The sequence below is a fragment of the Lachnoclostridium sp. An76 genome, from assembly GCF_002161355.1.
Taxonomy (GTDB): domain Bacteria; phylum Bacillota; class Clostridia; order Lachnospirales; family Lachnospiraceae; genus Mediterraneibacter; species Mediterraneibacter caccavium.
In genome coordinates this window covers 1-23703 of the sequence record NZ_NFHL01000008.1, presented here as the reverse complement: position 1 = coordinate 23703, position 23703 = coordinate 1, and the positions used below count along the sequence as shown (strand labels likewise).

17 protein-coding genes are annotated in these 23703 nt (G+C 52.9%); 6 read left to right on the top strand and 11 right to left on the bottom strand.

Features of this window, described 5'->3' with window-relative positions; translation table 11 throughout:
• Nucleotides 1-22 precede the first annotated feature (22 nt).
• The 5 genes from B5G27_RS12765 to B5G27_RS12745 form a co-directional block, all read right to left on the bottom strand.
• The gene (locus B5G27_RS12765; protein WP_087179253.1) at nucleotides 23-4888 is read right to left on the bottom strand and encodes a sialidase domain-containing protein; all 4866 of its coding nucleotides are present in this window, start codon (nucleotides 4886-4888) and stop codon (nucleotides 23-25) included.
• 562 nt (nucleotides 4889-5450) lie between these two features.
• Nucleotides 5451-5984, bottom strand: coding sequence for a hypothetical protein (locus B5G27_RS12760; RefSeq protein WP_087179252.1), 534 nt, complete (start codon nucleotides 5982-5984; stop codon nucleotides 5451-5453).
• Nucleotides 5975-6652, bottom strand: coding sequence for a J domain-containing protein (locus B5G27_RS12755; RefSeq protein ID WP_087179251.1), 678 nt, complete (start codon nucleotides 6650-6652; stop codon nucleotides 5975-5977). The genes B5G27_RS12760 and B5G27_RS12755 overlap by 10 nt, the downstream gene beginning before the upstream one ends.
• On the bottom strand, nucleotides 6633-7484 hold the full coding sequence (locus B5G27_RS12750; protein WP_087179250.1) for a DUF5685 family protein: 852 nt from the start codon (nucleotides 7482-7484) through the stop codon (nucleotides 6633-6635). Before B5G27_RS12750 ends, B5G27_RS12755 begins: the two co-directional genes overlap by 20 nt.
• A gap of 28 nt (nucleotides 7485-7512) precedes the next feature.
• Complete coding sequence (locus B5G27_RS12745) at nucleotides 7513-8673, bottom strand: phosphopentomutase (RefSeq protein ID WP_442911430.1); 1161 nt, start codon at nucleotides 8671-8673, stop codon at nucleotides 7513-7515.
• Nucleotides 8674-8892: 219 nt separating this feature from the next.
• On the opposite strand from B5G27_RS12745, the gene B5G27_RS12740 reads away from it, so the two are divergent.
• Nucleotides 8893-9471, top strand: a complete 579-nt coding sequence (locus B5G27_RS12740) for a biotin transporter BioY (RefSeq protein WP_087179248.1) — start codon at nucleotides 8893-8895, stop codon at nucleotides 9469-9471.
• Between the two features lie 12 nt (nucleotides 9472-9483).
• On the opposite strand, the gene B5G27_RS12735 is transcribed toward B5G27_RS12740, so the two are convergent.
• From B5G27_RS12735 to B5G27_RS12725, 3 genes are read right to left on the bottom strand one after another with little or no spacing between them, the layout of a single operon-like run.
• Nucleotides 9484-11676, bottom strand: a complete 2193-nt coding sequence (locus B5G27_RS12735) for a DUF6449 domain-containing protein (protein ID WP_087179247.1) — start codon at nucleotides 11674-11676, stop codon at nucleotides 9484-9486.
• On the bottom strand, nucleotides 11651-12553 hold the full coding sequence (locus B5G27_RS12730; RefSeq protein ID WP_087179246.1) for an ABC transporter ATP-binding protein: 903 nt from the start codon (nucleotides 12551-12553) through the stop codon (nucleotides 11651-11653). Before B5G27_RS12730 ends, B5G27_RS12735 begins: the two co-directional genes overlap by 26 nt.
• Nucleotides 12531-12923 carry a GntR family transcriptional regulator gene (locus B5G27_RS12725; RefSeq protein ID WP_087179245.1) on the bottom strand — a complete coding sequence of 131 codons (393 nt, stop codon included), beginning with the start codon at nucleotides 12921-12923 and terminating at the stop codon, nucleotides 12531-12533. Before B5G27_RS12725 ends, B5G27_RS12730 begins: the two co-directional genes overlap by 23 nt.
• A gap of 239 nt (nucleotides 12924-13162) precedes the next feature.
• Between B5G27_RS12725 and B5G27_RS12720 the strand changes: the two genes are divergently transcribed.
• From B5G27_RS12720 to folK, 5 genes are read left to right on the top strand one after another with little or no spacing between them, the layout of a single operon-like run.
• Nucleotides 13163-14554: a bifunctional folylpolyglutamate synthase/dihydrofolate synthase gene (locus B5G27_RS12720; RefSeq protein ID WP_087179244.1), complete on the top strand. Its 1392-nt coding sequence runs from the start codon at nucleotides 13163-13165 to the stop codon at nucleotides 14552-14554.
• Entirely contained in the window at nucleotides 14551-15111 is a 561-nt protein-coding gene (gene folE, locus B5G27_RS12715) for a GTP cyclohydrolase I FolE (protein WP_087179243.1), read from the top strand. The genes B5G27_RS12720 and folE overlap by 4 nt, the downstream gene beginning before the upstream one ends.
• Before the next feature lie 2 nt (nucleotides 15112-15113).
• Nucleotides 15114-15605 carry an HD domain-containing protein gene (locus tag B5G27_RS12710; RefSeq protein WP_087179242.1) on the top strand — a complete coding sequence of 164 codons (492 nt, stop codon included), beginning with the start codon at nucleotides 15114-15116 and terminating at the stop codon, nucleotides 15603-15605.
• Nucleotides 15602-16420: a dihydropteroate synthase gene (gene folP / locus B5G27_RS12705; RefSeq protein WP_087179241.1), complete on the top strand. Its 819-nt coding sequence runs from the start codon at nucleotides 15602-15604 to the stop codon at nucleotides 16418-16420. Before B5G27_RS12710 ends, folP begins: the two co-directional genes overlap by 4 nt.
• A 41-nt stretch (nucleotides 16421-16461) precedes the next feature.
• Nucleotides 16462-17340: a 2-amino-4-hydroxy-6-hydroxymethyldihydropteridine diphosphokinase gene (folK, locus tag B5G27_RS12700; RefSeq protein ID WP_087179240.1), complete on the top strand. Its 879-nt coding sequence runs from the start codon at nucleotides 16462-16464 to the stop codon at nucleotides 17338-17340.
• 373 nt (nucleotides 17341-17713) lie between these two features.
• Here the strand turns inward: folK and B5G27_RS12695 are convergent, their stop codons facing one another.
• From B5G27_RS12695 to B5G27_RS12680, 3 genes are all read right to left on the bottom strand, one after another.
• Nucleotides 17714-20785, bottom strand: coding sequence for a family 20 glycosylhydrolase (locus B5G27_RS12695; RefSeq protein WP_242958320.1), 3072 nt, complete (start codon nucleotides 20783-20785; stop codon nucleotides 17714-17716).
• 410 nt (nucleotides 20786-21195) lie between these two features.
• A complete protein-coding gene (locus B5G27_RS12685) occupies nucleotides 21196-22377 on the bottom strand; it encodes an ABC transporter substrate-binding protein (RefSeq protein ID WP_087179238.1) in 1182 nt (393 codons plus the stop codon).
• 137 nt (nucleotides 22378-22514) lie between these two features.
• On the bottom strand, nucleotides 22515-23189 hold the full coding sequence (locus tag B5G27_RS12680; RefSeq protein ID WP_087179237.1) for a DUF1287 domain-containing protein: 675 nt from the start codon (nucleotides 23187-23189) through the stop codon (nucleotides 22515-22517).
• Between the last annotated feature and the right edge of the window lie 514 nt (nucleotides 23190-23703).

Here is a 23703-nt window from a genome sequence, read left to right as displayed (position 1 = left end):
CATAACTTGGTATGACGGAGATCTATGCTCTCCTGTTCTGTCTGCGGAGGACTGCCGCCGCAGCGGCTGCCGTGCCTGCTGCCAGCATCAGGATGATCCAGCCGTATCCCGCTGTATCTCCTGTCTGCACTGCCTGATCCCCTGCATCATTTTTGTCGTCGGAAGCGGACGGCTTTCCGTCTGCCGGTTTATCTTCCGACGGTGTCTGCGGTTCGTCTTCCGACGGTGTCTGAGGCTTGTCTTCCTGACCGCTCAGGCTCATTGCCTCTTCCGCTTTTTCTATCAGTTCTGCCGCATCTTCTGCGGAAATCTCGTCTGCATTGATCGCTTCCCAAAGCGCATCCCTGATCTCCTTCACCTGGCCGAGCTGTCCTTCGCTCAGGCCTGTCAGGTCTTTCTGTCCCAGAGACTCCTCAAGTCCTGTCATCTCCAGGATCTGTTCTTCCGTTGCCTTCAGGACAAGGCCGGTGTAAGCTTCTTCCAGGGCTGCTTTCTGATCCTCTACCTGCTGTTCGGTCTGCGGGTCATTGAGCACCTTTTCTGCATTTTCAAGCTCTGTCTTCATCGCTTCCGCCCCTTCGCTCATATAAGCGGAGAGATCGCCGAGCTCTGCTGTCAGGATTTCATACAATGCCTTCAGCCCTCCCGTATCCGGTCTGGCATCCACATCTTCAGCCGCTGCCGTCAGATCTCCGATCATGGCCTTTACATCCGCCGGAGCTGCTGCGCCTGCTTCCAGCATCTCTGCCGCCCTGCCCAGAGCATCCTGCAGAGTATCCCATGCGCCGTTCGGCAGGTACTGGTCTGTCGTCCACCCGGAATAGAGGTCATACAGAGTCTTAAGCTCCGACATATCCGCCTTCAGTGCAGTCCTTGCATCTGTCAGTCCCTGTATTGCCTCAGCCACTTCGTCTGCGGCCGCATTCTCATCCGCCAATACCTCTTCCGCTCTGCCGAGCGCCTGCTCATACTGCTCCCAGCTCTCTTTGTCATATCCGTCTTCTGCTAACGGGTCTGTAACCGTATACTGTGTCCACAGATCCCGAAGGGCTTCTTTGTCTGCTTTTTCCACCAGATTTCCTGTCCGGAAAACAAGCGCAGCGATCAGGTCCGTCACTTCCCTGGATGACTCTGCCTCCTGCAGTTTGGGCTCATTCTCATTCATCCACGCCTCAAATGCAGCCCATGAATCCGGTGTATACTCTGCTTCCTGCTTCCTGATCTCATCAAAACGGGCTGCTGCCCTTGAAATATCTGTGAGCGCTTCCTGCGCGTCCTTCAGGTTATCTGCTGTCCGGTCGATCAGGCTCTGGGATGCCGGCATCTCCGAATCCAGCACTGCGTTTGCCGCTGCCAGCGCTTCCGCATAAACAGACCATGTAACGTCAGAATAATCTTCTTCTTCCAGATCTGCCGCCCCGTCTGCAAGCGCCTGTAATTCCTCTGTATTTCCCGGTGTGATCACCCCATCGCTGTACTCATGGAGCTTAAGCTCCGCAAGGGAACAGCTTTCCGTACCGGAACTGTATGCCTCATACGCGATAAAGCGTACATACTGCGCCTCCACAGGCACAAACTCGATCTCCTGCCATGCCTTAGTATCCGCCAGCATGCCGTGGGCAGCTTCCGTAAATTCCGTACCGTCTGTACTTACTTCAATGCCGTATTCCTTAATGCGTCCGCTGGAACTGTTCTGGCGCGCAAGATAATCTACTTTATAGATCGTCTTTGCTTCCGGAAGTTTCAGAGTTACGGACTGGGGAAGAGTGATCTCATCATTCCCCCATGTGGAATGCCAATAGGTAGCCGGGTTTCCGTCTATCACGTTGACAGCCGCTCCGTCAGTATTTTCCGCTGTGCTGCTGCTGTGCTGTGTAGTATATGTGACCTCTGTCCCTGCAAGATCGATCTCCGTGTTGGCAAACAGGACCATCGCTGTCAGCGCCGGGCTCATACCCTGGATATTTTCAAGCATTCCGTTCTCCAGGTCCGGCCCTGTCAGCCTCAGGATGCCGACAGTTCCTGCCGGCACCGCAGCTGTGAATACTACCGTATCCGTACCGGATCCGCTGACATAATCTGCTGTGATCTCCTCTGATCCCATTGTCAGAGTGAGCTGCGGTTCTCCGGCTGCCATGATCACCTGGTCAAATGTCAGGGCGATCTCTGCCGTGCCTTCCCCTCTGATCTGTACGTCATGCGATACGAGCTGCGGGGCATCCATCTCCTCAGGCGTCACTGTGCCTGCCTTGAGATAATTCTCATCAAACTCGAAATATTTCAGGCGCATTGACCCGTCTGTATCATCCTCATACATAATGGCAAATTTCGGATTTTCAGGATCTGCCGCGCTGTCTGTAAGCGTCAGGCAGGAATACGCAAATTTTTCATCCGCGCCGTTGATCTCGCGGTTGTAATCCCAGCTGATGCTTCCGTCAGCCTGTACCTGTCCGAGATACATCCTTCCGTTCATACGTCCATTGCCGCTTGCATTGCTCAGGAGCACCCACTCGGTCCCGTCCGCCTTGGTGTAATGGATCACGGAAAGCTGACAATAGTTTTCCTTGATTTCAATCGTATCTGCGGAAGCCCATGTCGCGCCGCCGTCTTTGCTGACCGCCACGTATACTTTGCTGCCGCTGCAGTTTGTCCTCATAAAGAGAAGCACATCGCCGTTATCCAGCTGGACCGCCTGCGATTCCGTAAGCATACCGCCGCTGTTCATCGTCGCACGGTCATTCCCTTTGACAGTCTGCGGTGATTCTCCCAGATGCCATGTCTGTCCGTTATCGTCACTGTATATTACTGCAGACGACTGGGAACTTCCTACATTTTTATTTGCTGTGTAGACCGGCACTACCAGCCTGCCTTCATGGTCCCCTGTATGGAGCTGGATTCCCACTCCGGGGCCTGTGCCGAAGAATACGCACCATTCCGGTTTTACCTGCGGTGTGATATCCACCGGGTCTGACCAGGTCTTACCGTCGTCGTCCGAAGTAACCAGCCAGAGATAGCTCGTATTCAGCACTCTGAGTTCCCCGGCATCCGGACCGCTCTTCATATAGATATTGCCCCGATACTCACCGTCTTTATAGAGATTGCCTTTCTCCTGCAGGGAGACTCCTGCGGCATACGGATATACGATGACCGTATAGCCTGTATCCTCTCCGTTATTGTCCAGCACATGGCCGATCCCGTCTTCCACATCGGAAATATAACCATACTCTTCTTTTTCTTCCGGGTTTGTATACAGGATCTGACAGTCAGCGCCGTCCACCTTTTTATAGCCGACCCCCGGCTGGATCAGGTTTGTATTCATAAGGCCGCTGCTCTCCGGGAACATATCCACAAAGGCAAAGATCCTTTCCGACTCCTGCTCCTGCACTGTCGCCATATCTATCGTAAATGCGGCTGAACCTCCGTTATTCGGCAGGTCGATCAGGGTAACCGAATCCGCGAACTGAGTTTCCCCCGCTTCCTTCCTGCGCACCACAGCATCGATATTTCCGGCGTCCTGTGTCCCTGAATTCCTCTCATCTATAAACGCGAGCTGGGTCCCTTCCTGCGTGGTAAGCAGGGACGGGATCCTGTACTGGGAATTTTTATATCCCGGGTAGAACAGGTCGATCGTCTCAGACTTGTACGCGTTCTCCATATCCAGTTCCGGTTCTGCGGTCCACTGGGTAGCCGCATGATATTTTTCAACAGTCTCTGCCGTAAACACTTCGCTGTAAACAGACACTTCGTCTATTACACAGGGATGATACCAGGTTCCGCTCACACTGTCTCTGATAACTCCTCCCAGTGTCATCGTATCCAGATCACTGAGCGAGGCGAAGAACTCTGTTTTCGCTGACGCAGCCGCCAGCTTCCCATCTACGTAAAGCTTTGTATCTGTTTCGCCGAACACCCATGTCAGTGTGTGCCAGTATGTATCATTGATACTGATCGCTTCCCCGTCCGCATAAGTACTCGCAGAGAAACTGTTAAGATGGGCATTCGCCTGTCTGAGTTCTAATCCCACGGTATTATTGTTTACATAAAATGCCGCGTAAGTCGCATCGGTTGTGCCCGTCGAACGGTCTGACAGACTGTAGAGCCCTGTCAGGCCGCTGTCAGCCGCATTCATCCGATAACGGATATTCACTGTTCCGTTTGACAGTCCGGCGACATCTGACAGCCCCTCTGATACATCCTGCGGCGCTCCTGCCGTGAGATCCACTCCCCGGACCTCATAAGCTGTATCCGCCTTTGTCTGGTCAAATGCATCCACATATTCCGTCACATTTTCAGCTGTAAACTGTTCTTCATAAACAGAAATCTCGCTTATGCTCAGATCATGATGCCAGTTCGTCCCGCTCCGCAGCAATCCGCCGATTGCCATTGCATCCGCACCCGCGATGGATGAGAAAAATGCTGTAGTGGATGCTTCCGCCGCCTTGGCTCCATCTACATATAATATAGTAGATGTATCTCCGAACACCCATGTCAGTGTATGCCAGTCCGTGTCATTGACATCCTGGTCTGCTGCTGTAAATGTGTTGAGCTGTGACCCGCCGCTCCTCAGTTCCAGCCCTACTGTGCTGTTATTCACATAGAACGCAGCATACGAGGCTCCCTCAGACTGATCCGACACTGAATAGAGCGCTGTCAGGCCTGAATTAGGCGCTGCCATCCGATACCGGATGTTGACAGTGCCATGCTCCAGCGCGGAAACACGTTCAACCGAAGCAGACACATCCTGCACATCAGCAGCTTCCAGACCGCTCACCTCATATACCGGCTCTGCGGCTGACAGATCCGCCGCACTGGCCGGAAGGATCGACTGCGGAACCAGCATTGCCGCAGCAAGTATCGCCGCCAGCAGTTTTCTTCGTTTCTTTTTCACTTGCTTTTTCCACCTTTCCTCCAATACCGATTCCAGCACTCCCTATATTTATCTATTTTTCTGGCATTGAAATTTTATTTCCCCTTATTTTTAGTTATTATATATTATCCAAATACTATTAACAATGGGATTTTTGTAAATATTGTCAAAAAGACTATAATTTGCAAAAAGTCCAAAATATATCTAAAATAATTTTCTCCCACTCCGCATGTTTTCGCCAAAATACATCTCTGTACGACAAAGAAACCGGATTCATACTTTTTTATCTATTTGTTCATAATCCATTCAAAACTTCATCACACTTTTTACACAACTCTTCCTTATACTAAAGTTGTTCTTGAAGAAGAACACTTTTTCATAAACTTTTTCCCCCTTTGAGTCACGTTAATTTACGTGACTCTTCCTTTTTATATAAGTAAAAAGTTTTCTTTCTATATAAATAGATGATGTTTCCGCCCATTTTCGCCAGAGCAAAACAGGGATCAGACTCCTTTTACAGAATCTGATCCCTGTCTTTATGATCCGTATTTTATAATCTGGTCTACCCCTTTTATGATCTGGTCTACCCCATCATCCTCCCGCGCAGCTTCCCCCACAGATGGGCCTGCACGTAATCGTACGCCCTGTCATATATGAAGAGAGCGATCTGTCCGCCGAGGACTACGATGATCATCATTGTATCCGAAACCGCCCGGGCAAAGAGCATCTCCCGGAAAGCGATCACAATTGGGATATAGACGATATTAAAAATGACATATTTGGAGATCCAGAAGATCATCCGGCGGTTCCTGTACTGCGGACGCTTCTCCAACCATCTCCACACCGCTTCGATCCCCCAGATATAAAATCCCATCGCCGCGAATGTGAGCACATAAAACTTATTCGGCGCTGTAATAAAGCCGAGCAGCACCGCCGCGATATAAAACGCCGCGCCTGCCCTCAGGCCGAATTCCCGGACAACGATCCCCACAAAATAGGACGCTGCTGCGAGCAGAAATAGTGTACTCGTCTCGATAATGCTTCCCAGCGCCATGAAAACAACTGTCAGAGCCAGAAGCAGTCCGCCGAATGCCAGTGTCCTCGCTTTTACATGCATGAACAAAGATCCCCTCCCATACATTCGCAGAGCTGGTCCGCTATACAGAGGTCACAGCACAGGTTCCCTGTACCGCACGAACCGCCGCCCATGCCATAGCCTGAGCCGTACCCGCTGTTCCGGTATCTCTGGCTGCTGAATTCAAGCTGGTTTAAGAGCTGTCTGTACTGGAGATTATTCGGCTCCATATTGACTGCCTGCGCCGCGTGGTCCCTTGCGAGCACATTGTTGCCCAGACCGGCATTGGCGCAGCCGCTCAGATAGTACCAAAGCGCGGATCTCTCCGGCACCTGATCCAGGGTATTGAGCGCCTCGCGGAATCTCCTGCTGTTGATATAATTCACCGCCGCCTGGAGCCTGGGATCAGCCTGAGCGTTCTGATAGCCGCCGGATGACCCGCCGTACCCGTATCCCGAGTATCCGCCGGAGCCGCCATAGGATGACCCGCCGTATGAATACCCTCCGGAACCGCCTGCCTGGCGCTCGTGCATGATCGTGTCATACGCTTCCTGCACTTCTTTGAATTTTTCCTCAGCCAGGTCTGCGAGCGGGTTATCTACATTGGCATCCGGGTGGTATTTTCTCGTCAGGTCACGGTATGCCTTCTTTATCTCATCATCCGACGCGCTGGGCGATACGCCGAGCACATCATATGGGTTTTTCGCCATTATTCTGATCCTCACTTTTCTTCATCTGTATCTTATTATAACGATTCCAGACTCCATCATACAATATATTGCGCAAAATGTCCACATCAAGAAGACACGGGAGCCGTTCAAACTCCGCCGTGCTCTCCGCGATCATCATACAGAGGATCTGCTTCATCCTCTCCTCATAATCTTCCGCCCCGTAAATCCCCCGCAGCGGGTTATACCTGTCCTTTTTCATATCTTCGGGCAGGTCTTCATAGGCGTCCATGATATAGATAAATTTCCCGAGGAAAAACCCCATCCTCCTGAGACCCCGCTCCCAGATATCCTCCCTGTATACAAAGAGCTCCTCCATCAGCCTGCCGAAGCATCCCGCTGTCCGGTCGATATCCGTACTCTTTTCTTTTTCACAGGCGGACAGCTCAGCAAGCGCTGTCCGTATCGCCCGGCTCTGCCTGGGATACGCCGCTGCGATCTGTTTTGCCTTCCCGCGTATCAGGCTTTTCGTCATGAGGCTCGTGACCTTCCTGTCATCCTGCCAGTCGTCTTCCATATGATGATATGCCAGCAGGACATTCATCGCCGCAGCATAATCTGTGATCTCATTTCTGAGCATCGTCTGCTTTTTAACAGGATGCACTTTGCAGCGGTGCCGCTCTGTCCCGGCAGCGCTCTCATACAGGGATGACAGCAGGATCACCGCAAATGTCATATCGTATGTCAGCGTCATCTGCCCCATGGATCCATATTTTTCTTTGAGCGTGCGGCACAGCCCGCAGTAGTAAGCCCTGTACTTCTTCAGGTCTTTTACTTTCAGCTCCGGCTCATAGATCGTCACATAACCAAACATCTCTTTCTCCTGTCAATAAAGCGGGATGCTATAACTCTAACGCACCTCCGTAAAAATCACTTTCCAGCCCGGACTGGCGGCATACTGTATTTGCCACACAGGTAAAGCCATCCCGGACGCCGTAATCTCTTCCGCCCGGAATGCTTTTGCCATATATCAGCACCGGGACATCTTCCCTTGTATGGTCGGTCGTCTTCATATATGCCGGATCGCATCCATGATCCGCAGTGATCATCAGCAGGTCATCCGGCTTCATATCCTCCATAAAACCGCCCAGGAACCTGTCAAAATCTGTCAGAGCCTGCGCGTATCCGTCTACATCTCTCCTGTGCCCGTACAGCATATCAAAATCGACCAGGTTCAAAAAGCACAGTCCTGAAAAATCCTTCCGGCTTATTTCCCTGATCCTGTCCATACCATCTGCATTCCCCGTCGTTTTATAGGAGCAGGTGATCCCTTTCCCGTTAAATATATCACGGATCTTCCCGATAGAGATGACATCTTTCCCATGCTTTTCCAATATATCCAGCATCGTAGGCGACGGCGGCGACAAAGCGAAATCATGTCGGTTGGATGTACGCTTAAAATTATCCGCTGACGTCCCTGTAAACGGTCTCGCGATCACCCGACCCACCGCCAGGTCACCGGTCAGCAGTTCTCTCGCTGTCTCGCAGTACGAATACAGCTGCTCCACAGGGACAACTGCCTCATGAGCCGCTATCTGGCACACGCTGTCAGCACTTGTATACAAGATCAGGTCACCGGTCTTTAAATGTTCCTCTCCGTATTTTTTTATCACTTCTGTCCCGGAATAAGGCTTGTTGCATATGCACTTTCTCCCGGTCCTCTTCTCAAACTCTTTTACGAATCTCTCTGGAAACCCATCCGGGAATACGGGCATTGCCTGATTGCTGATGATCCCCGCGAGTTCCCAGTGTCCGATAATGGTATCCTTGCCCCGGCTTTTTTCCCTGAGCCGCCCATAATTGCCCTTCGGCCTGTCAGCCGGCGTCCCGCAGGTCACGCCATCGATATTAAACAGTCCCAGATCCTGCAGGTTCGGGCAGGAAAACTTTTCACTTTTTACTACGCTGCCTAATGTATTGGTGTTCTCATCCCCGAAGTCTGCGGCGTCCGGAGCCGCGCCGATCCCAAAACTGTCCAGGACGATCAAAAATATACGTTTCATCATTCCGACCACTGCTTTCCTTTAAACTCACCTCTAAGTTTCCCATTATTTTACCGCAGGCTGTTCACTTATGCAAGCATATCATCCTGTGATATCAGCCACAATTGTAAACTAATATAATTTTCAAGTTGACAATCGTCCATCCCCGGCTTATACTCTGAGCATGACATACCCATGACCCGGTATGTAAAATCCGACTGAAAGAGGAGTGATCTCATTATGAAACCAGCAGAAAACCCGCAGCAAAATACAGGAACAAGGATCAGCCGTCTCACTCTGGCAGGGCTTATGACTGCCGTGCTCTGCATCCTGGGGCCATTATCCATCCCCCTGCCGTTCAGCCCGGTGCCGATCTCACTTACAAACCTCGCTGTCTTCTTCGCTGTATATCTGCTCAAAATAAAAGGAGGCACTGTATGCCTCCTTGTGTATCTCTGTCTCGGCGCCGTCGGGCTCCCGGTATTTTCTTCCTTCAGCGGCGGGCTCGGCAAACTTGCCGGTCCCACAGGGGGATATCTCATAGGATTTATTTTCCTCGCCCTGATCCAGGGCTTCCTGATGAAATGTTTCCCCGGGAAAACCGCTGCCGCTGTCGCCGGCATGGTCCTCGGCATGGCTGTGTGCTATCTTTTCGGCACAGCCTGGCTCGCTTTCCAGATGGAACTCACATTTCCCGCTGCCCTGACGGCCGGCGCCCTGCCTTACCTTCCGGGAGATGGGATAAAGATCGCCATCGCTGCTGCCGCAGGCCCGAAGCTGGTCTCTGCCATACAGCGGAACTCCGGACTGCCATATTGAACGGCAGCTTCGTCAAGGCACCTCTCTGATCTCATATGAATAGCTGCTGACTCCCTCTCCGAACTGGATATCCGCATAATCTCCCGTCCATCTCTGGCTGCCCAGCAATCCTGCATTGTACGGTTCCAGGCTCCCAAGCACAGCGCGGATGTCCTCGGGAGACCAGAGCGTGATATCTTCTGCCCCATCCTCATAACTTATCCTTTCAACATCCTGCGGGAGCGCTGAGAGCAGTTCTTTATACCTTCCGCTTCGCATGGATTCCCCCGAGAAATGTAGATCAACCGCAGTCACGTCCTCAGGCGCGATCTCCGTCCTGAACGTATATCCAAATCCTTCCATGCACTCAAGAGTATTGGCAAAGCTTCCGTAGACGTAAAAACTTCCCACACTCACCGTGCCATTCTCTCCTGCAATTCCCCACTGCCAGTCTGCGTCCGCGGCATCAACCGTATCACGGATCTCATCTCCTGCTCCCTGCGGGATATCCAGTATGATCTCGCCGAGAGGATCCCCGTCGATAAAGACATCCATATCTGCTGCCAGCACGTCTTTTTTGTACGCGTCCAGGAGTTTCCCGATCTGCTCTCCGCTGAGTTCAGCCGAAGCCGGGATCCCGTACAGATCACGGTATGACACTGACTCCACGTTGGAACTGTCTACATGGAAGACCGGGAATATCCCTTTTCGGAACTCTTCGCTCTTTCCAAGCTCATCCAGCGCTTCCCGCAGGTCTTCCCGACCCAGGCAGTATCTGCGGTACACTTCTCTTCCGCCCATCTGGTAACGGAACACCGTATTCACATACTCCTCCGCGATCTCACTGTCTGAGTCCGCCAGATCCAGCTCACCGGGCGTCATGCCTCCGCGCAGGTTTTCCACCCCGGTCTGTGCCAGCCGGTACAGCACTTCCTTCTCCTCATCAGAGCTGCTGCCGCCGGAAAGCACCATCGGGCTCCCGCCCTTGACATAATATTCCGGATATTCAAAATACACGTCAAATGAAGCCGGATTGAACGCGATGCTGCTGACCTTTTTCTCATCAGGCATCCATGTGTCATATCCGAACAGATCCAGACTGAAGATGCAGAGTATGATGAGCACGCCAGCCACGGAGACCACAGAAGACACCCAACCTTTCAGCAGCATCCGCATATCCTGCTGGTAGATAAACTCGATAAGCACGCACAGCAGCACCGCCGCGAGCAGACTCAGTACAACGATCCATCTCGTGCCTGCTATCCCCATAAATGCCTTTACGATAAAGCCGGAGAACAGTGCGGCAGGGATACAGATCATCACTTTAAACACAGGCGCTGTCCGTGGGAACGCAAGCGCATTCCCCGCTGCTTCTGACGGGTAGATCCGATAGAGGATGCAGGCTCCTGCCAGGAGAACAGCCGCAAGGACTGCCGCAGAAATAAACATTCCGGCTCCTGCCATCCCCGCTCCTGACGCCTCTGTCAGGCGGACAAACATTCCCGCCGGGGAAAGGCGCTCTGCCAGCGCAGTAGTGATATCTCCTCCCACTCCGGTATAAGTCTCAAAGAACGTCCCCTGCAGCGCAGGATACATATAGGCGACGACCGCCGGGTATACCGCGATCACCAGGGATGCCAGGAGTCCTGTCACTGTCTGGCCTGTCAGCGACGCCGCCAGGATACACGTATGGTATATGAGCAGGAATCCCAGGATCCCGCCCAGCATTGCCATGGCTGACTCTGCTGCCACCTCTCCGTTCAAGATCCCGTTTGCTCCTCCCACAGCGACCACAAGCCCGGAACAGATCACATAAGGCACCAGAAAGATCAGAAGACCCGAAACATACCTCACTGTAAACCACTGCACTCGTTTCACCGGGAGCGCATGGTAGAAATCCAGCTTTTCTTTTGAGTGGATGTACCCGAACCCGGTCAGGGCGCACAGTACAGCGCAGATAACGATCGCAGCCGCCAGGTATTGCATTGCGCTCCCGCTGATAAATCCCGGGAACCGGCCGCGGAGCTGCTCCAGCATGTACAGCTTCGCATCCGCTGCGGCGCTGCCGTCCACTGCCACCGCTGTGCCTCCGGACCGGCTGTCTATATCGAGAAGCGCAAATACAGGCATCCCGAGGAACAGCCCGATCCCGGTGAGTGCGGCGAGCCATCCCCTGTGGCGGATATCCGCCCGGATCAGTTTAATATATGAAATCTTTGATGTCATAACCTGCCACCTCCGTTTCGCTGATAAATATCTCCTCCAGGGTCAGCGGGACAGTCTCCGCAAATACAGCCCCGCTGTCCTGCGCAAGGGCGAGCGCCTTCTCCCTCGGGCCCCGCACAGTCATGGTCAGCAGGGACCCCGTCCGTTCCATCCTGATAATGTGGAGCGCACTGATCATCTCCTGCTCTCTGTGCGGATCCGGTATCACGCACTGGAGCTTGCAGATATTCGCCTTGATCTGGTCCAGCTCCTGGGTCAGAAGGAGCTTCCCTCTGTGGAGAAGTCCAACGCTGTCGCAGATATCCTCCAGCTCCCGGAGATTATGCGAGGAGATCACAGGGGTGAAGTCGCGGTTCATGATCTCCGAGGCGAACAGGCTCTTTACAGCCTGGCGCACCACGGGGTCAAGGCCGTCAAACGTCTCGTCGCACAGGAGATATTTCGTCTTTGCGCACAGCCCCAGGAGGATCGAAACCTGCTTTTTCATTCCTTTTGAAAAGGAGCTGATCTTCCGCTTCGGCTCCAGGCCGAATTTCTTCACCAGAGAGTCAAAAAGCTTCCTGTCAAACGAAGGATACAGCGTCATATAGTAATCCCTCATCTCCTCAATGTCCGCATTGGCGAAGTAATACGGCGAATCCGACAGAAAACAGATCTGCGATTTCACATCCGGATTCTCATACACGGGCGCGCCGTCTGCCAGCACCTCGCCGCTGTCCGGTTTTATGACGCCGCAGATCATGCGAAGGAGCGTGCTCTTCCCCGCGCCGTTGGAACCGACCAGCCCGAATATCATCCCTTCTCTTACAGACGCGGTAATATGGTCCGCGGCCTGGATATCCCGAAACTTTTTATCAACATTCTTCAGTTCGATCATCTGCATCCTCCTTTTGATAGATCCGGTCGATCACCCGGATAAATTCACCGCGCCGGATCCCCAGTTCTTTTCCGCCTCTGATCAGTCGCAGCGCCTCTTCCAGAAGCGACTGCTTCTTCTGCCGGATGAGTGCGGAACTGTCTGACACAAAATTCCCTCTGCCCTTTACAGGATAGATATACCCCTGCTGTTCCAGCATGGCGTATGCTTTCTGGATGGTGTTGGGATTGATCGACAGCTCCACCGCCAGCGACCTCACTGAGGGCATCTGCGTATCCGGCGGCAGAGCGCCCTTTAAGATCAGCGCCTGGAATCTTTGTGCGACCTGCTCATAGAGCGGCAGCTTGCTCTGATAATCAATTGAAATCATGGCATCCCTCTTCTCTGTCCTGTGTGTATTAAGTGTATTATTTCATGTAGTACACTTAAACTATCATAAAAGCACGCTGCTGTCAATACTTAAGTAACAGTCCGGCCCGCGCCATTCAGAAAAGGTTAATTTTAATTTCCCCGGGAAAGAAAAAGCTTGTACATCTTTTCTTTTAGTGCTATGATATCTCTGTTTATAAGAAGACAGAAAGAAACTGACAGGAAAGGAACAGAAAAAGCGTGACCTATAAAGAAGCAAGGGTATATTTGGACGAGCTGTCCAAATACGGAAGTGTACTTGGCTTAGATGCGATTCGAGGTCTGCTGCGTGAACTCGGTGATCCACAGGAGAGCCTTCGGTTCATACATATCGCAGGAACGAACGGCAAGGGATCTGTGCTTGCATACACTTCAACGATCTTAAGTGAGGCAGGATACAGGACCGGGCGGTATGTATCACCCACAGTCATCTCCTATCTGGAACGGATCCAGGTCGATGGAAAGTGGATATCCGAAGAGATGTTCGCAGAACTGACAGAACAGGTAAGAGATGCTATCGCCCGTTTAGAGGGAGCCGGGAAGCCGGTCCCCACAGTCTTTGAGGCTGAGACGGCGATAGCCTTTTTATATTTCCGGGAAATGTGCTGCAGCCTCGTAGTCCTGGAAGCAGGGCTCGGAGGCGCCCTGGACGCCACCAATATCATAACTAATACTGTCTGCGCTGTGTTCTCCTCGATCAGCCTGGACCATGTCGGAGTCATAGGCAGCACGCTAGAGGAAATCGCAGAAAACAAGGCAGGGATCATCAAACCTGGCTGCACCGTAGTCTCCGCAGCGCAGGTCCCCGCTGTCACCAGGATCCTGCGGGAGCGGGCAACGCAAAATTCCTGCTCCTTTTTCCAGGCAGCCCCGGAACAGGCGCACATCCTGAGCTCCGGCTGTCAGGGCTCTTCCCTCTCTTACAGGGAGTTTTCCAATATCCGCACCTCTATGGCAGGCAGTTACCAGACCGACAACCTGACCGCCGCGCTGGAAGTCATCCGCGCGCTCAGGGCCCAGGGGTACTGTATAAGCGATGGAGCAGTACGGCGGGGGACAGAGCGGACATCCTGGCCGGGACGGTTCACCTGCATCGGGGAGAGGCCTGTCTTTATCCTGGACGGGGCCCACAACGCAGACGCCGCGCTGCGCCTCAGGCAGTCCGTGGAGAGCTATTTCCCCCGCCGGAGATTTTTCTTTATCATCGGCGTATTTCAGGACAAGGACCACAGAGCGATCCTGGAGACGATGTGCCCTCTCGCCGCCGCTGTATATACAGTGGACCTGCCCGACCGCGGACGTGGGCTCCCGGCCGAAGCTCTCGCCGGAGAAGCCCGCGCATACTGTCCGCAGGTCACCGCTTTCCCCGGGGGTACAGACCAGGCAGACGGGATCCGAAGGGCGGTGGAACATGCGCTGTGCGCCGCTTCTCCTGACGATGTGATCCTGGCATTCGGCTCGCTGTCTTATCTGCACCAGGTAAGAGATGCGTATGCCCATACAGTGGATACATATTTCCACACACTGGCACATACAGGAACAGAGGGCGGCTCACCCCGCCCGTATAGTACGAGAGGGAGGGAACTTTTATGATAGATGAGAAGAAGATCGAACAGGCAGTGCGCCTTATGCTCGAGGGGATCGGGGAAGATCCGGACCGGGAAGGGCTCGCAGACACCCCGTCCAGGATCGCCAGGATGTGTGCGGAACTGTACGGCGGGATGTCAGATGACGCGGGCATACATCTGTCCCGCACATTCACATCCGACAGCAGTGAGATGGTGATTGAAAAAGATATTACCTTTTATTCCATGTGCGAACATCACGTCCTTCCGTTTTACGGAAAAGCGCATATCGCATATATCCCGGACGGGAAGGTCGTGGGGCTGAGCAAGCTCGCCCGGACAGTGGAAGTCTTCGCCCGCAGGCTCCAGATCCAGGAGCAGCTCACCGGGCAGATCGCGGACGCGCTGATGGAATACATGCAGCCAAAAGGCGCCCTGGTACTCATCGAAGCGGAGCACATGTGCATGACCATGCGGGGGATCAAAAAGCCTGGCAGCCAGACCGTGACCCTGGCAAAACGGGGCGTCTTTGAGACGGACCCAGCTCTGGAAGAACGGTTTTTCCGCATGATGGACAGGAGGTAATCATGGAACGGGTAAACGCAATCCTCAGACACCCTGTATATCAGTCTTATTACCATCGTCTGGAAAAGCTGGAGCAGGACCGCCCCTTCTGCCGCCACCAGGCAGGGCATCTCCTCGATGTAGCCCGGATCGCTTACATCCGATGCCTGGAAGAAGGATGCAGCCTGGATAAAGAAGTCGTCTATGCGGCAGCCCTTCTCCACGATATCGGGAAGTCTCTCCAATATGAACAGAAAATCCCGCACGAGATATCCGGCTGCGTGATCGCGGCTGAGATACTCGGCACTCTGCCCCCGGAGGCTGCATTCTCTGAGGCAGAAAAAGAGCAGATCCTCACCGCGATCCGGGGACACCGCAGGCTCAGGAAGGAGCCGGAGCTCCTGGAACGTCTCCTGTACGAAAGCGACAAAGCTTCCAGGGCGTGCTTTGCCTGCCCCGCGGAACCTGAATGCAGCTGGGATGAAGAAAAGAAAAACAAGGAGATCCAACTATGATCATAGGCGCCAGAGAATTTGACACAGAAAACCACACATACATCATGGGCATCCTTAACGTGACGCCGGACTCTTTCTCAGACGGCGGGCGGCACAATGCGCCGGACGCCGCGCTCTCCCACGCCGCCGCCATGATCGCGGAAGGCGCGGATATCATTGATGTGGGCGGAGAGTCTACCCGCCCCGGCCACACACAGATTTCCGACGAGGAGGAGATCAGCCGGGCAGTCCCGGTCATCGAACAGCTGAAACGCGAGTTTGATATCCCCGTCTCCATCGATACCTACAAAAGCGCGGTGGCCGAAGCCGCTCTCAACGCAGGGGCTGATCTGGTCAATGATATCTGGGGGCTGAAATACGACAGAAGGATGGCGTCCGTCATCGCGGAAAGCGGCGCTGCCTGCTGCCTCATGCACAACCGCCAGCAGGCGCAGTACAATGACTTTCTGGCAGATTTTACAAAAGACATGGAAGGATCCGTAAAACTGGCGGAAGAGGCGGGCATCCCCAGGGATAAGATCATCCTGGATCCCGGTGTGGGCTTTGGCAAGACTTACGAGATGAACCTGACAGTCATCAACCGGCTGGAAACTCTGCATACACTCGGGCTTCCGATCCTCCTCGGGACCTCCCGGAAATCTGTGATCGGACTGACCCTTGACCTCCCGGCAGACCAGCGCGAGGAGGGGACTCTCGTCACCACAGTATACGCCGTGCAGAAGGGCTGCGCTTTTGTCCGGGTCCACGATGTGGCGAAAAACCTGCGCGCCATCCGTATGACACAGGCTTTGATGCACGAACACCGCTTTCTCTGATATCCGGCAGAAGCCCGGAAGAAAGGACGAACAGAATCATCATGTATGGCAAAGAGCATTTCGATAAGATTAAGATAACAGATCTGGAAGTATTTGCAAACCACGGCGTATTTCCGGAGGAAAATACACTCGGGCAGAAATTCCTCGTATCCGCTGTCCTCTATACCGATACGCGCAGGGCAGGGCTGACCGATGACCTCACCGCTTCTGTCCATTACGGCGAAGTCTGCGCTTTTATCGACCGCTATCTCAGGGGACACACCTTCTGCCTTCTGGAACGGGCTGCGGAAACCCTGGCTGAAGAACTTCTCCTCGCGACAGAAGGGCTCAGGAAGATCCGGCTGGAGATCAAAAAGCCCTGGGCTCCGATCGGGCTCCCCTTAAAAACTGTGAGCGTGGAAATCGAGCGCGGCTGGCATACAGCATACATCGCCCTCGGCTCGAACATGGGCGACAGGGAGAAATACCTGGACGATGCAGTCCGGGCTATGGACTCCATCCGGGGATGCACTGTAAAAAAAATCTCGCACTTCATCGAAACGCCTCCGTACGGGGTGACGGACCAGGCTGATTTCCTCAATGGCTGCCTTGAACTCCGGACTCTCCTCACTCCCGGTGAACTGCTGGAAGAGCTCCACCGGATCGAACAGGACGCCGGGCGGGAACGGATCCTGCGCTGGGGTCCCCGCACGCTGGACCTGGACATTATCTTCTACGACGATCTCGTCTCAGAGGAGGATACGCTCTGCATCCCCCATGTGGATATGCACAGGCGGAAATTCGTGTTGGAGCCGCTCTGCGAGATTGCGCCGTATAAAAGGCATCCCGTGTATGGGAAGACCGTGTACGAGTTAAATCTGGATCTGCGGGGGAGCTACTGTCAGAGTAAAACGTCCGAAAACAGTGAAGCGCGGTTATAGAAGACGTATTCAGCACGGGTGTGTGGGTGGCTTCGGCTCCGGGGCTCCGCTGTTTTCTGGTTTACTCAAGCCGGAAGGTCCCTTTGATGCGCCTTTCGCGGCGGACGGGGATATGGCGACGGTGACTTGGAGTAATCTGCCGGAAAGACTTAAAGGGAGAAAGCGTGGCGTTAATTGTCCGGCGGATGCCTGAGGCGGAGCCGAATCTTCCGCCGGACAATTGCTTTTAGCCATGCTTTCTCCCTTTTACGTCTTTCCCAGATTACGGAACCGGAACCTGAGCCATATCCCCGTCCGCCGCGAAAACATCCTGCAACAAACCGGCGGTTTTCGGACGTTCAGCCATCGGCCTGTTCCCCCGCAAATACAGATTTTATCTTTCTGTACGTTTTCTCCATATCACAGCGCTGGCCACTCCTGATGATATGAGCAGCATTGCTGCATAGATTATTCCGTAAGTCTCAGTCACGCCTGTCTGTACAGCTGTCACCGGCGGCTTTTCTGTTGTCTGTCCGTCATTTCCTGATGGTTTGGACGGATCCGTCGGCTCAGAAGCTTTTACCAGAGCCTCCCCAGCCTCATCCAGAGCCTTCGCTGCCGCGTTTACTGCAGCCTGGTCAGCAGCCGCATCCTCATATACGTCTTTGGCATGCTCATAAGCCTCCCAGAACGGGCCCCATGTCTCTGCTGTATAATCGGAAGAATTGTATCCCGCATACTTGTTGAGAAGGGCATAGAGCTCATCTTTGTCCACAGTATCCGCCTCATCGTTCAGGCGGAGCTCTGTGAGCGCTTTCTGGATATCATAGATCATCTGGGCAACCGCATTTGCATCCGGATCCTGCTGTGCGAGCAGCTCTTCCGCCTCTGCGATCACCGCGGTAACCGCACCCCAGCTCTCAGCTGTATAGTCGTCCTGATCCAGGCTGCCCAGTACGCCCTTCGCCTGGCTGACTGTTGCCTTAAGCCCGTCCAGATCCACTTCGATATTCGCCAGGACTACCTGCAGCTCTGCCGCAGAACCGTTGTTGTTGACTGCCGCATTGTACTGGATCCGCACATGCGTTGTCACTACCGGGTCAAAGCTGATCGTCTTCACTGTAGAGTCATTTGCCAGTGTTCCTGTCGCAATATCACGGTAGTTTGTACCGTCATCACTTACCTGGATCGTGTAGTTCGTGACATTTCCGTTGGAACCGGTCTGGCGCGGTGTGTAGACGATGCCGCTGATCTCAGTCGGCCCGCTCATCTCCAGGTCGATCCAGTGCGGCATTGTGGTGATATTCCAGTCTGTATGCCACATGGTTGACGGATTGCCGTCCAGTACATTGGCCGGACCCGAACCGTCCTGCTGATAACTGGAAGCTGTCGCAGTCATTGTGGACTGGTCCACATAGTAAAGGTTTGTGAGCGGTTTTGTCTCCAGTGCGTCGATCGCCGCTACCAGGGCGCTCTCATATCCGTCCACAACATCCTGCAGTTCTGCCGGGAGCCCGTATCTGATGGAATCAAGCACGCGCGTTACATTTGCAGCGCTCTCTTCCGTAAATGCGGACAGATCCGAAACGAGGTTTTTGTATGCTTCGATGCGGCTGTAATCCGCGCTCTGCGCACCCGCACCTGCGATCGCCTCATTCAGTTCTGCTGTCAGCCTTGTGATGTCGTCCGCAGACGGATCGTACTGCGCTGTCACAGCCTTTGCCTCAGCGATCAGCTCAGCCACTGCCGGATCATCCGCATCCAGGACAGCGGATGCGGTCCACAGTGCGTAATCCAGCTCCATGGTGCTTGCGAAGTCATCGTTCACACCGAGGCGTACATCGTCCACATAGCCGATGAATGCATTTGACCCGCTTCCGATCTTTGCCATCGGGAACATCATCGTCGCCAGCATCGGGCGTCCTTCGATCTGCTCGCCGTCGCCCAGCGTATCCACCAGCTCGCCGTTCACATAGAGTGAGATCGTGTTCTGCTGGTTCTTGAATTCAAGTTCTACCCACTCGTTCACTGGAAGTGTGTAGTTAAATGAATAGTCAAACATCTCTCTTGAGAGTCCGACCTGTCCGGTTCCCTTCTGTACAGCTTTGATGCTTCCATACGGGCTCTCGAACAGGATCTGCTCATCCGTGCTGTCGGATGTGCGTTTTACTTTCACACGGAGGTCATTTCCAAGTCCTGCCGTCTCAAGGCCGGTCGTGATGTAGCTCTTCCCGCCTTTGAGTTCCAGCGCGTTCCTGCCGTCAACCTCTGTGATCGCAGCATTCTCGCCTTCGCTCACAGCGAAATTGTTTGCAGAAGTATCTTTCAGCTCATCCATCGGTACATTCATGTACTCTTCTGTCTGGCTGTCCACCTCATAGCCGAAGTTGGTGCGCGGAGCATCTCCGAGTTCGCCGGAACGCTCCTGTGCGCCTGCCAGGTCGAGCTCTCCCTTGCCCCAGAGTTTCGCCGCAAAGAGCGGAAGGTTTTTGATACGGTCATAGACATCATACTCGCTGACACCATTGTCCAGGTAGTCTGTCATATCATTCCATACCGCAAATGCCCCTCCGACCATCTGCTCGTCTCCGGCAGGGATCGTCACGCCGCTGATGCTGTTGATCGCCAGGTTGTACATTGTGCCGTCGCTCAGATAATCATAGTAGTACCCTGCGTTCGGTACGATGTAGTAGTTTCCGTCGTTGCAGTTGATCAGGTCGAAGCCGTCCTCGTACATCTGATCCATGTTCGCATAACCGAAGTTCCAGAGGTTGATCTGTACGCCCTCAGCGTCGATCTCTTCCCCCTTTGACGCCTGTGTGAAGCTTCCCCATACACGCGCCTTTCTTCCTGTGCCTTCCACGAAGTCGAGCATATCGTTTACAAATGCACGGTATGCTTCTGAGGATGCATTGTACTCATCCGCTCCGATATGTACGATCGTATCCTCGTCAAACACCCCTTCATCCAGGTACTCGCTGAAGATCTCCTGTACGAATGCCACACACTGGTCATAGGAATCTACCAGGTCAAGGTGGTCATTATTCCGTCCGCTCGTGCCGTATCTCAGCTCCGGGAGCACTTTGGTCAGAGCCAGGGAGTGCGCCGGCGTATCGATCTCCGGTACGATGTTGACGCCGAGCTCACGGGACTCCTGGATAAAATCTTTGAAGTCCTCCTTTGTGTACCACAGGTCTGTGCTTGTCAGATCCTGCTCGTACTGGAGCTGCTCGCCGTCCACTTCGAGGATATTCCCCTCTGCGTCTGTCAGGTATCCGCCCTTTTTCACTGTGTCATTTTCCAGACGGAATGCAGAGTACGCTGTCATCGGGTCTTCTTTGTTTTCAAGTCCGATCAGGTTGTCATTGAGATGCACCTGGAAGTCATTCATCTTATACCAGGACATTTCTTTTACGACCTGCTCAAGATAGTCTAATGTAAATGTCTTCCTGCCTACGTCGAGGATGAAAAGCTCTGAAAAATCTGCTTGCCTTTTTCTTCATGTTACTTTTTCTCCTTTCCTGTATAAAGATTAGAAAATCTTAAAATCTGAATCCTCTCTCCCTCCTTTCTCTCTGATGGATACCTGTTTAAATGTGCACAGACCAGGTCTGGCCATGCGCGTGACCGTCAGGACCGCAGCATCTTTGGGTCCACTTTCCCACCTTTAAAATTAAAACAAAATATGCCACCTGTAAACTTACAGACAGCAACATTACTAAAAAATACAAACATGTCATTAATTTGTATTTTGTGCAAAAAAGAAGGCTCTGAAATCCTCTCCGGACTCAAAGCCTTCTCTTGTTTTTTTTCATATTCCGGATACGTCATCTCCTGACTCTGACCGGGTCAGGACCGCCGTGTTCTCTGCCGGGATCACTCAGCCTGGAGCACTTTGTAAGCTCCGCCTTCAACAACCACAACTGTCGGCTGTTTGGACGGCTCACCGTCCTCGCCCCATGTGATCTGTTTTCCGGTCAGCCCGTCGATAGTGATCTCTGTCATCGCTGTCTTCATAGCGTCGCACATCTCGGAGATATCCATATCCGGTGTGAGCTCTGCTTTCTCAGCCGCTGCCTTGATCACATAGATGCAGTCATAAGCGTCTGCCGCGAACTGGTTCGGAGTATCTCCGAATGCTTCCTCAAAGTCTGCGACAAATGTCTGTGTCTCCTCGTCCTCTGCGTCAGCGGTGAACGGTGTCAGGAACATCAGTCCCTCTGCAAGGGATGCGTCAAATCCATCCAGTGCGAGAAGTCCGTCCATACCATCGCATCCGAACCATGCCGGAGCAAATCCCATCTTGTCAGCCTGTGCAAGGATCAGGGATGCCTCCTGGTAATAGATCGGAAGGAATACCAGCTCAGCGCCGGAATCCTTTGCCTTCTGCAGCTGTACGGAGAAGTCTGTCTTGCTGTCTGCCGTAAACGCCTCTGCAGCGACGATCTCAAGCCCTACTGACTCAGCCTCTTCCACGAATCTCTGGTAGATACCTGATGAATATGTGTCAGAGCTGTTGTAGATCACTGCGATCTTGGATGCAAGTCCGTTCTCTGAGATATAGTCAGCGGATGCTTTCCCCTGGTTCGGGTCGGAGAAGCACATACGGAATGCATTGTCATACTGGATACTCTCTACAGCCGTAGCGGACGGTGTGAGCTGGAACATATTATCAGCATGTGTCTCCTCTACAACCGCTGTACACGGTGTGGAAGTAACCGTACCTACCAGCATCTGCATCCCCCAGTCTTTCAGCGTATTGTACGCGTTGACTGCCTTCTCGGAGTCAGACTGGTCGTCCTCAAATGAGTACTCGATCTGATAGCCGTTGATACCGCCGTCTGCGTTGATCTCATCAACCGCCAGCTGGATCCCGTTCTTTACAGCTGTCCCGTAGATCGCGTTGTCTCCGGTCGTGGGCCCGATGCCGCCAATCCTGAATACATCGGAATCAGATGAGCCGCTGTCGCTCTTGCCGCCTTCACTTCCGCATGCAGCCAGTGAAAATACGAGAGCTGATGCCAGTGCAAGGCTTGCTGCCTTCTTTAACATTTTCATAATAACTTCCTCCTAACTAAAATGCTAACGCTAATATGGTAACCTCAGAGGGCGCATTTGTCAAGGGCAAAAACAGATCGCGCTCTATTTCTGCAGTTTTCCTCGCAGCTTTTCTTTCAGCTTTTCTTCATGCCTCTCTATTCGCTAATGCGGTAATGCCCTGTAATATCATCCCTTTTCTCAAGGATATCTTCCTCATAAGACTTCTGGAAACGACTATTGTGATGGATCACATAAGCGATACCGTCATCATTTCTCTTGTCAGAAACAATTCCGATATGGTTTTCAAAGATCACGATATCACCGCCCTGCCACTGGCTGATATCATAAATATCCGTTGTGAGCGGCACCGCCGTATGGGCGAAATATACTTTCAGATTAGTCACTCTCCGGAAATCAATGTTAATGTCCGGTTTCTCAATATCATAATCCTGCGGATGCGCATTAATGTCCTCATTCACCAGTTCCATAAGATCATAGCCGGCACCCCTCAGTGCATTTGCCACAAGATCCGTACAGACTCCATACTGGTCGTCAGGATATCCTGCAGGATAGTATTTACTTTTATAGACCGGCATCGTGTCAATATAGGCTCTCGCTCCCTGCAGGATATCCGTCTGATCGTCTATCCCGTCCCCGTCCCTGTCCACAGAACTGTGGAAGTCGGCTATACCGAAATCTTCATTCTCTTTCGCCTGGACCGGCGCGCTGCTTGTTCCGATAAAATAGAACCGGCAGCGCCATGCAATGCATCCGGCCACGACCAGCAGGATCAGGATAACTGCTGAAATAATAATTTTCTTTTTTGTCATGGGGTATCAACTCCTTTACAGCTCCATATTATTGTATAGATCAATTGCCAGCCCTCCGGAAAATATTCCCACCGGGATTTTTTCATCAGTCCTATAGATTACCGGAACAGAATCCCTTTCGGTATGGCTGTCTGACAATAATCGCATCTATATTTTAGGAAGAAAGGATATCCCTGTCAACAACAGTATGGAAAAGCAGTATGATAAAAGCGCCCGGAAGATTTCTCCTCCGGGCGCTCCCTCTCATTCCTGTGAAATTATCCGTATACCTTCAAAACTACATACAAAGAATCATCATCCATCTTACCTATCACCGTGCGTTCCGCACACAAGGAAGTTCGGATCGCTAAGCTCGAAAGAACCTCGCTAAGCTCCTTCGAACAAAGCTCGCACTAAGCTCAGCCTGCGCTTCGCTTGCCTTCCCTAAGTGCTCTGCTTTTGGTTATGCCCTCGACCGATTAGTAACAGTCAGCTCCATGCATTACTGCACTTCCACCTCTGCCCTATCTACCTC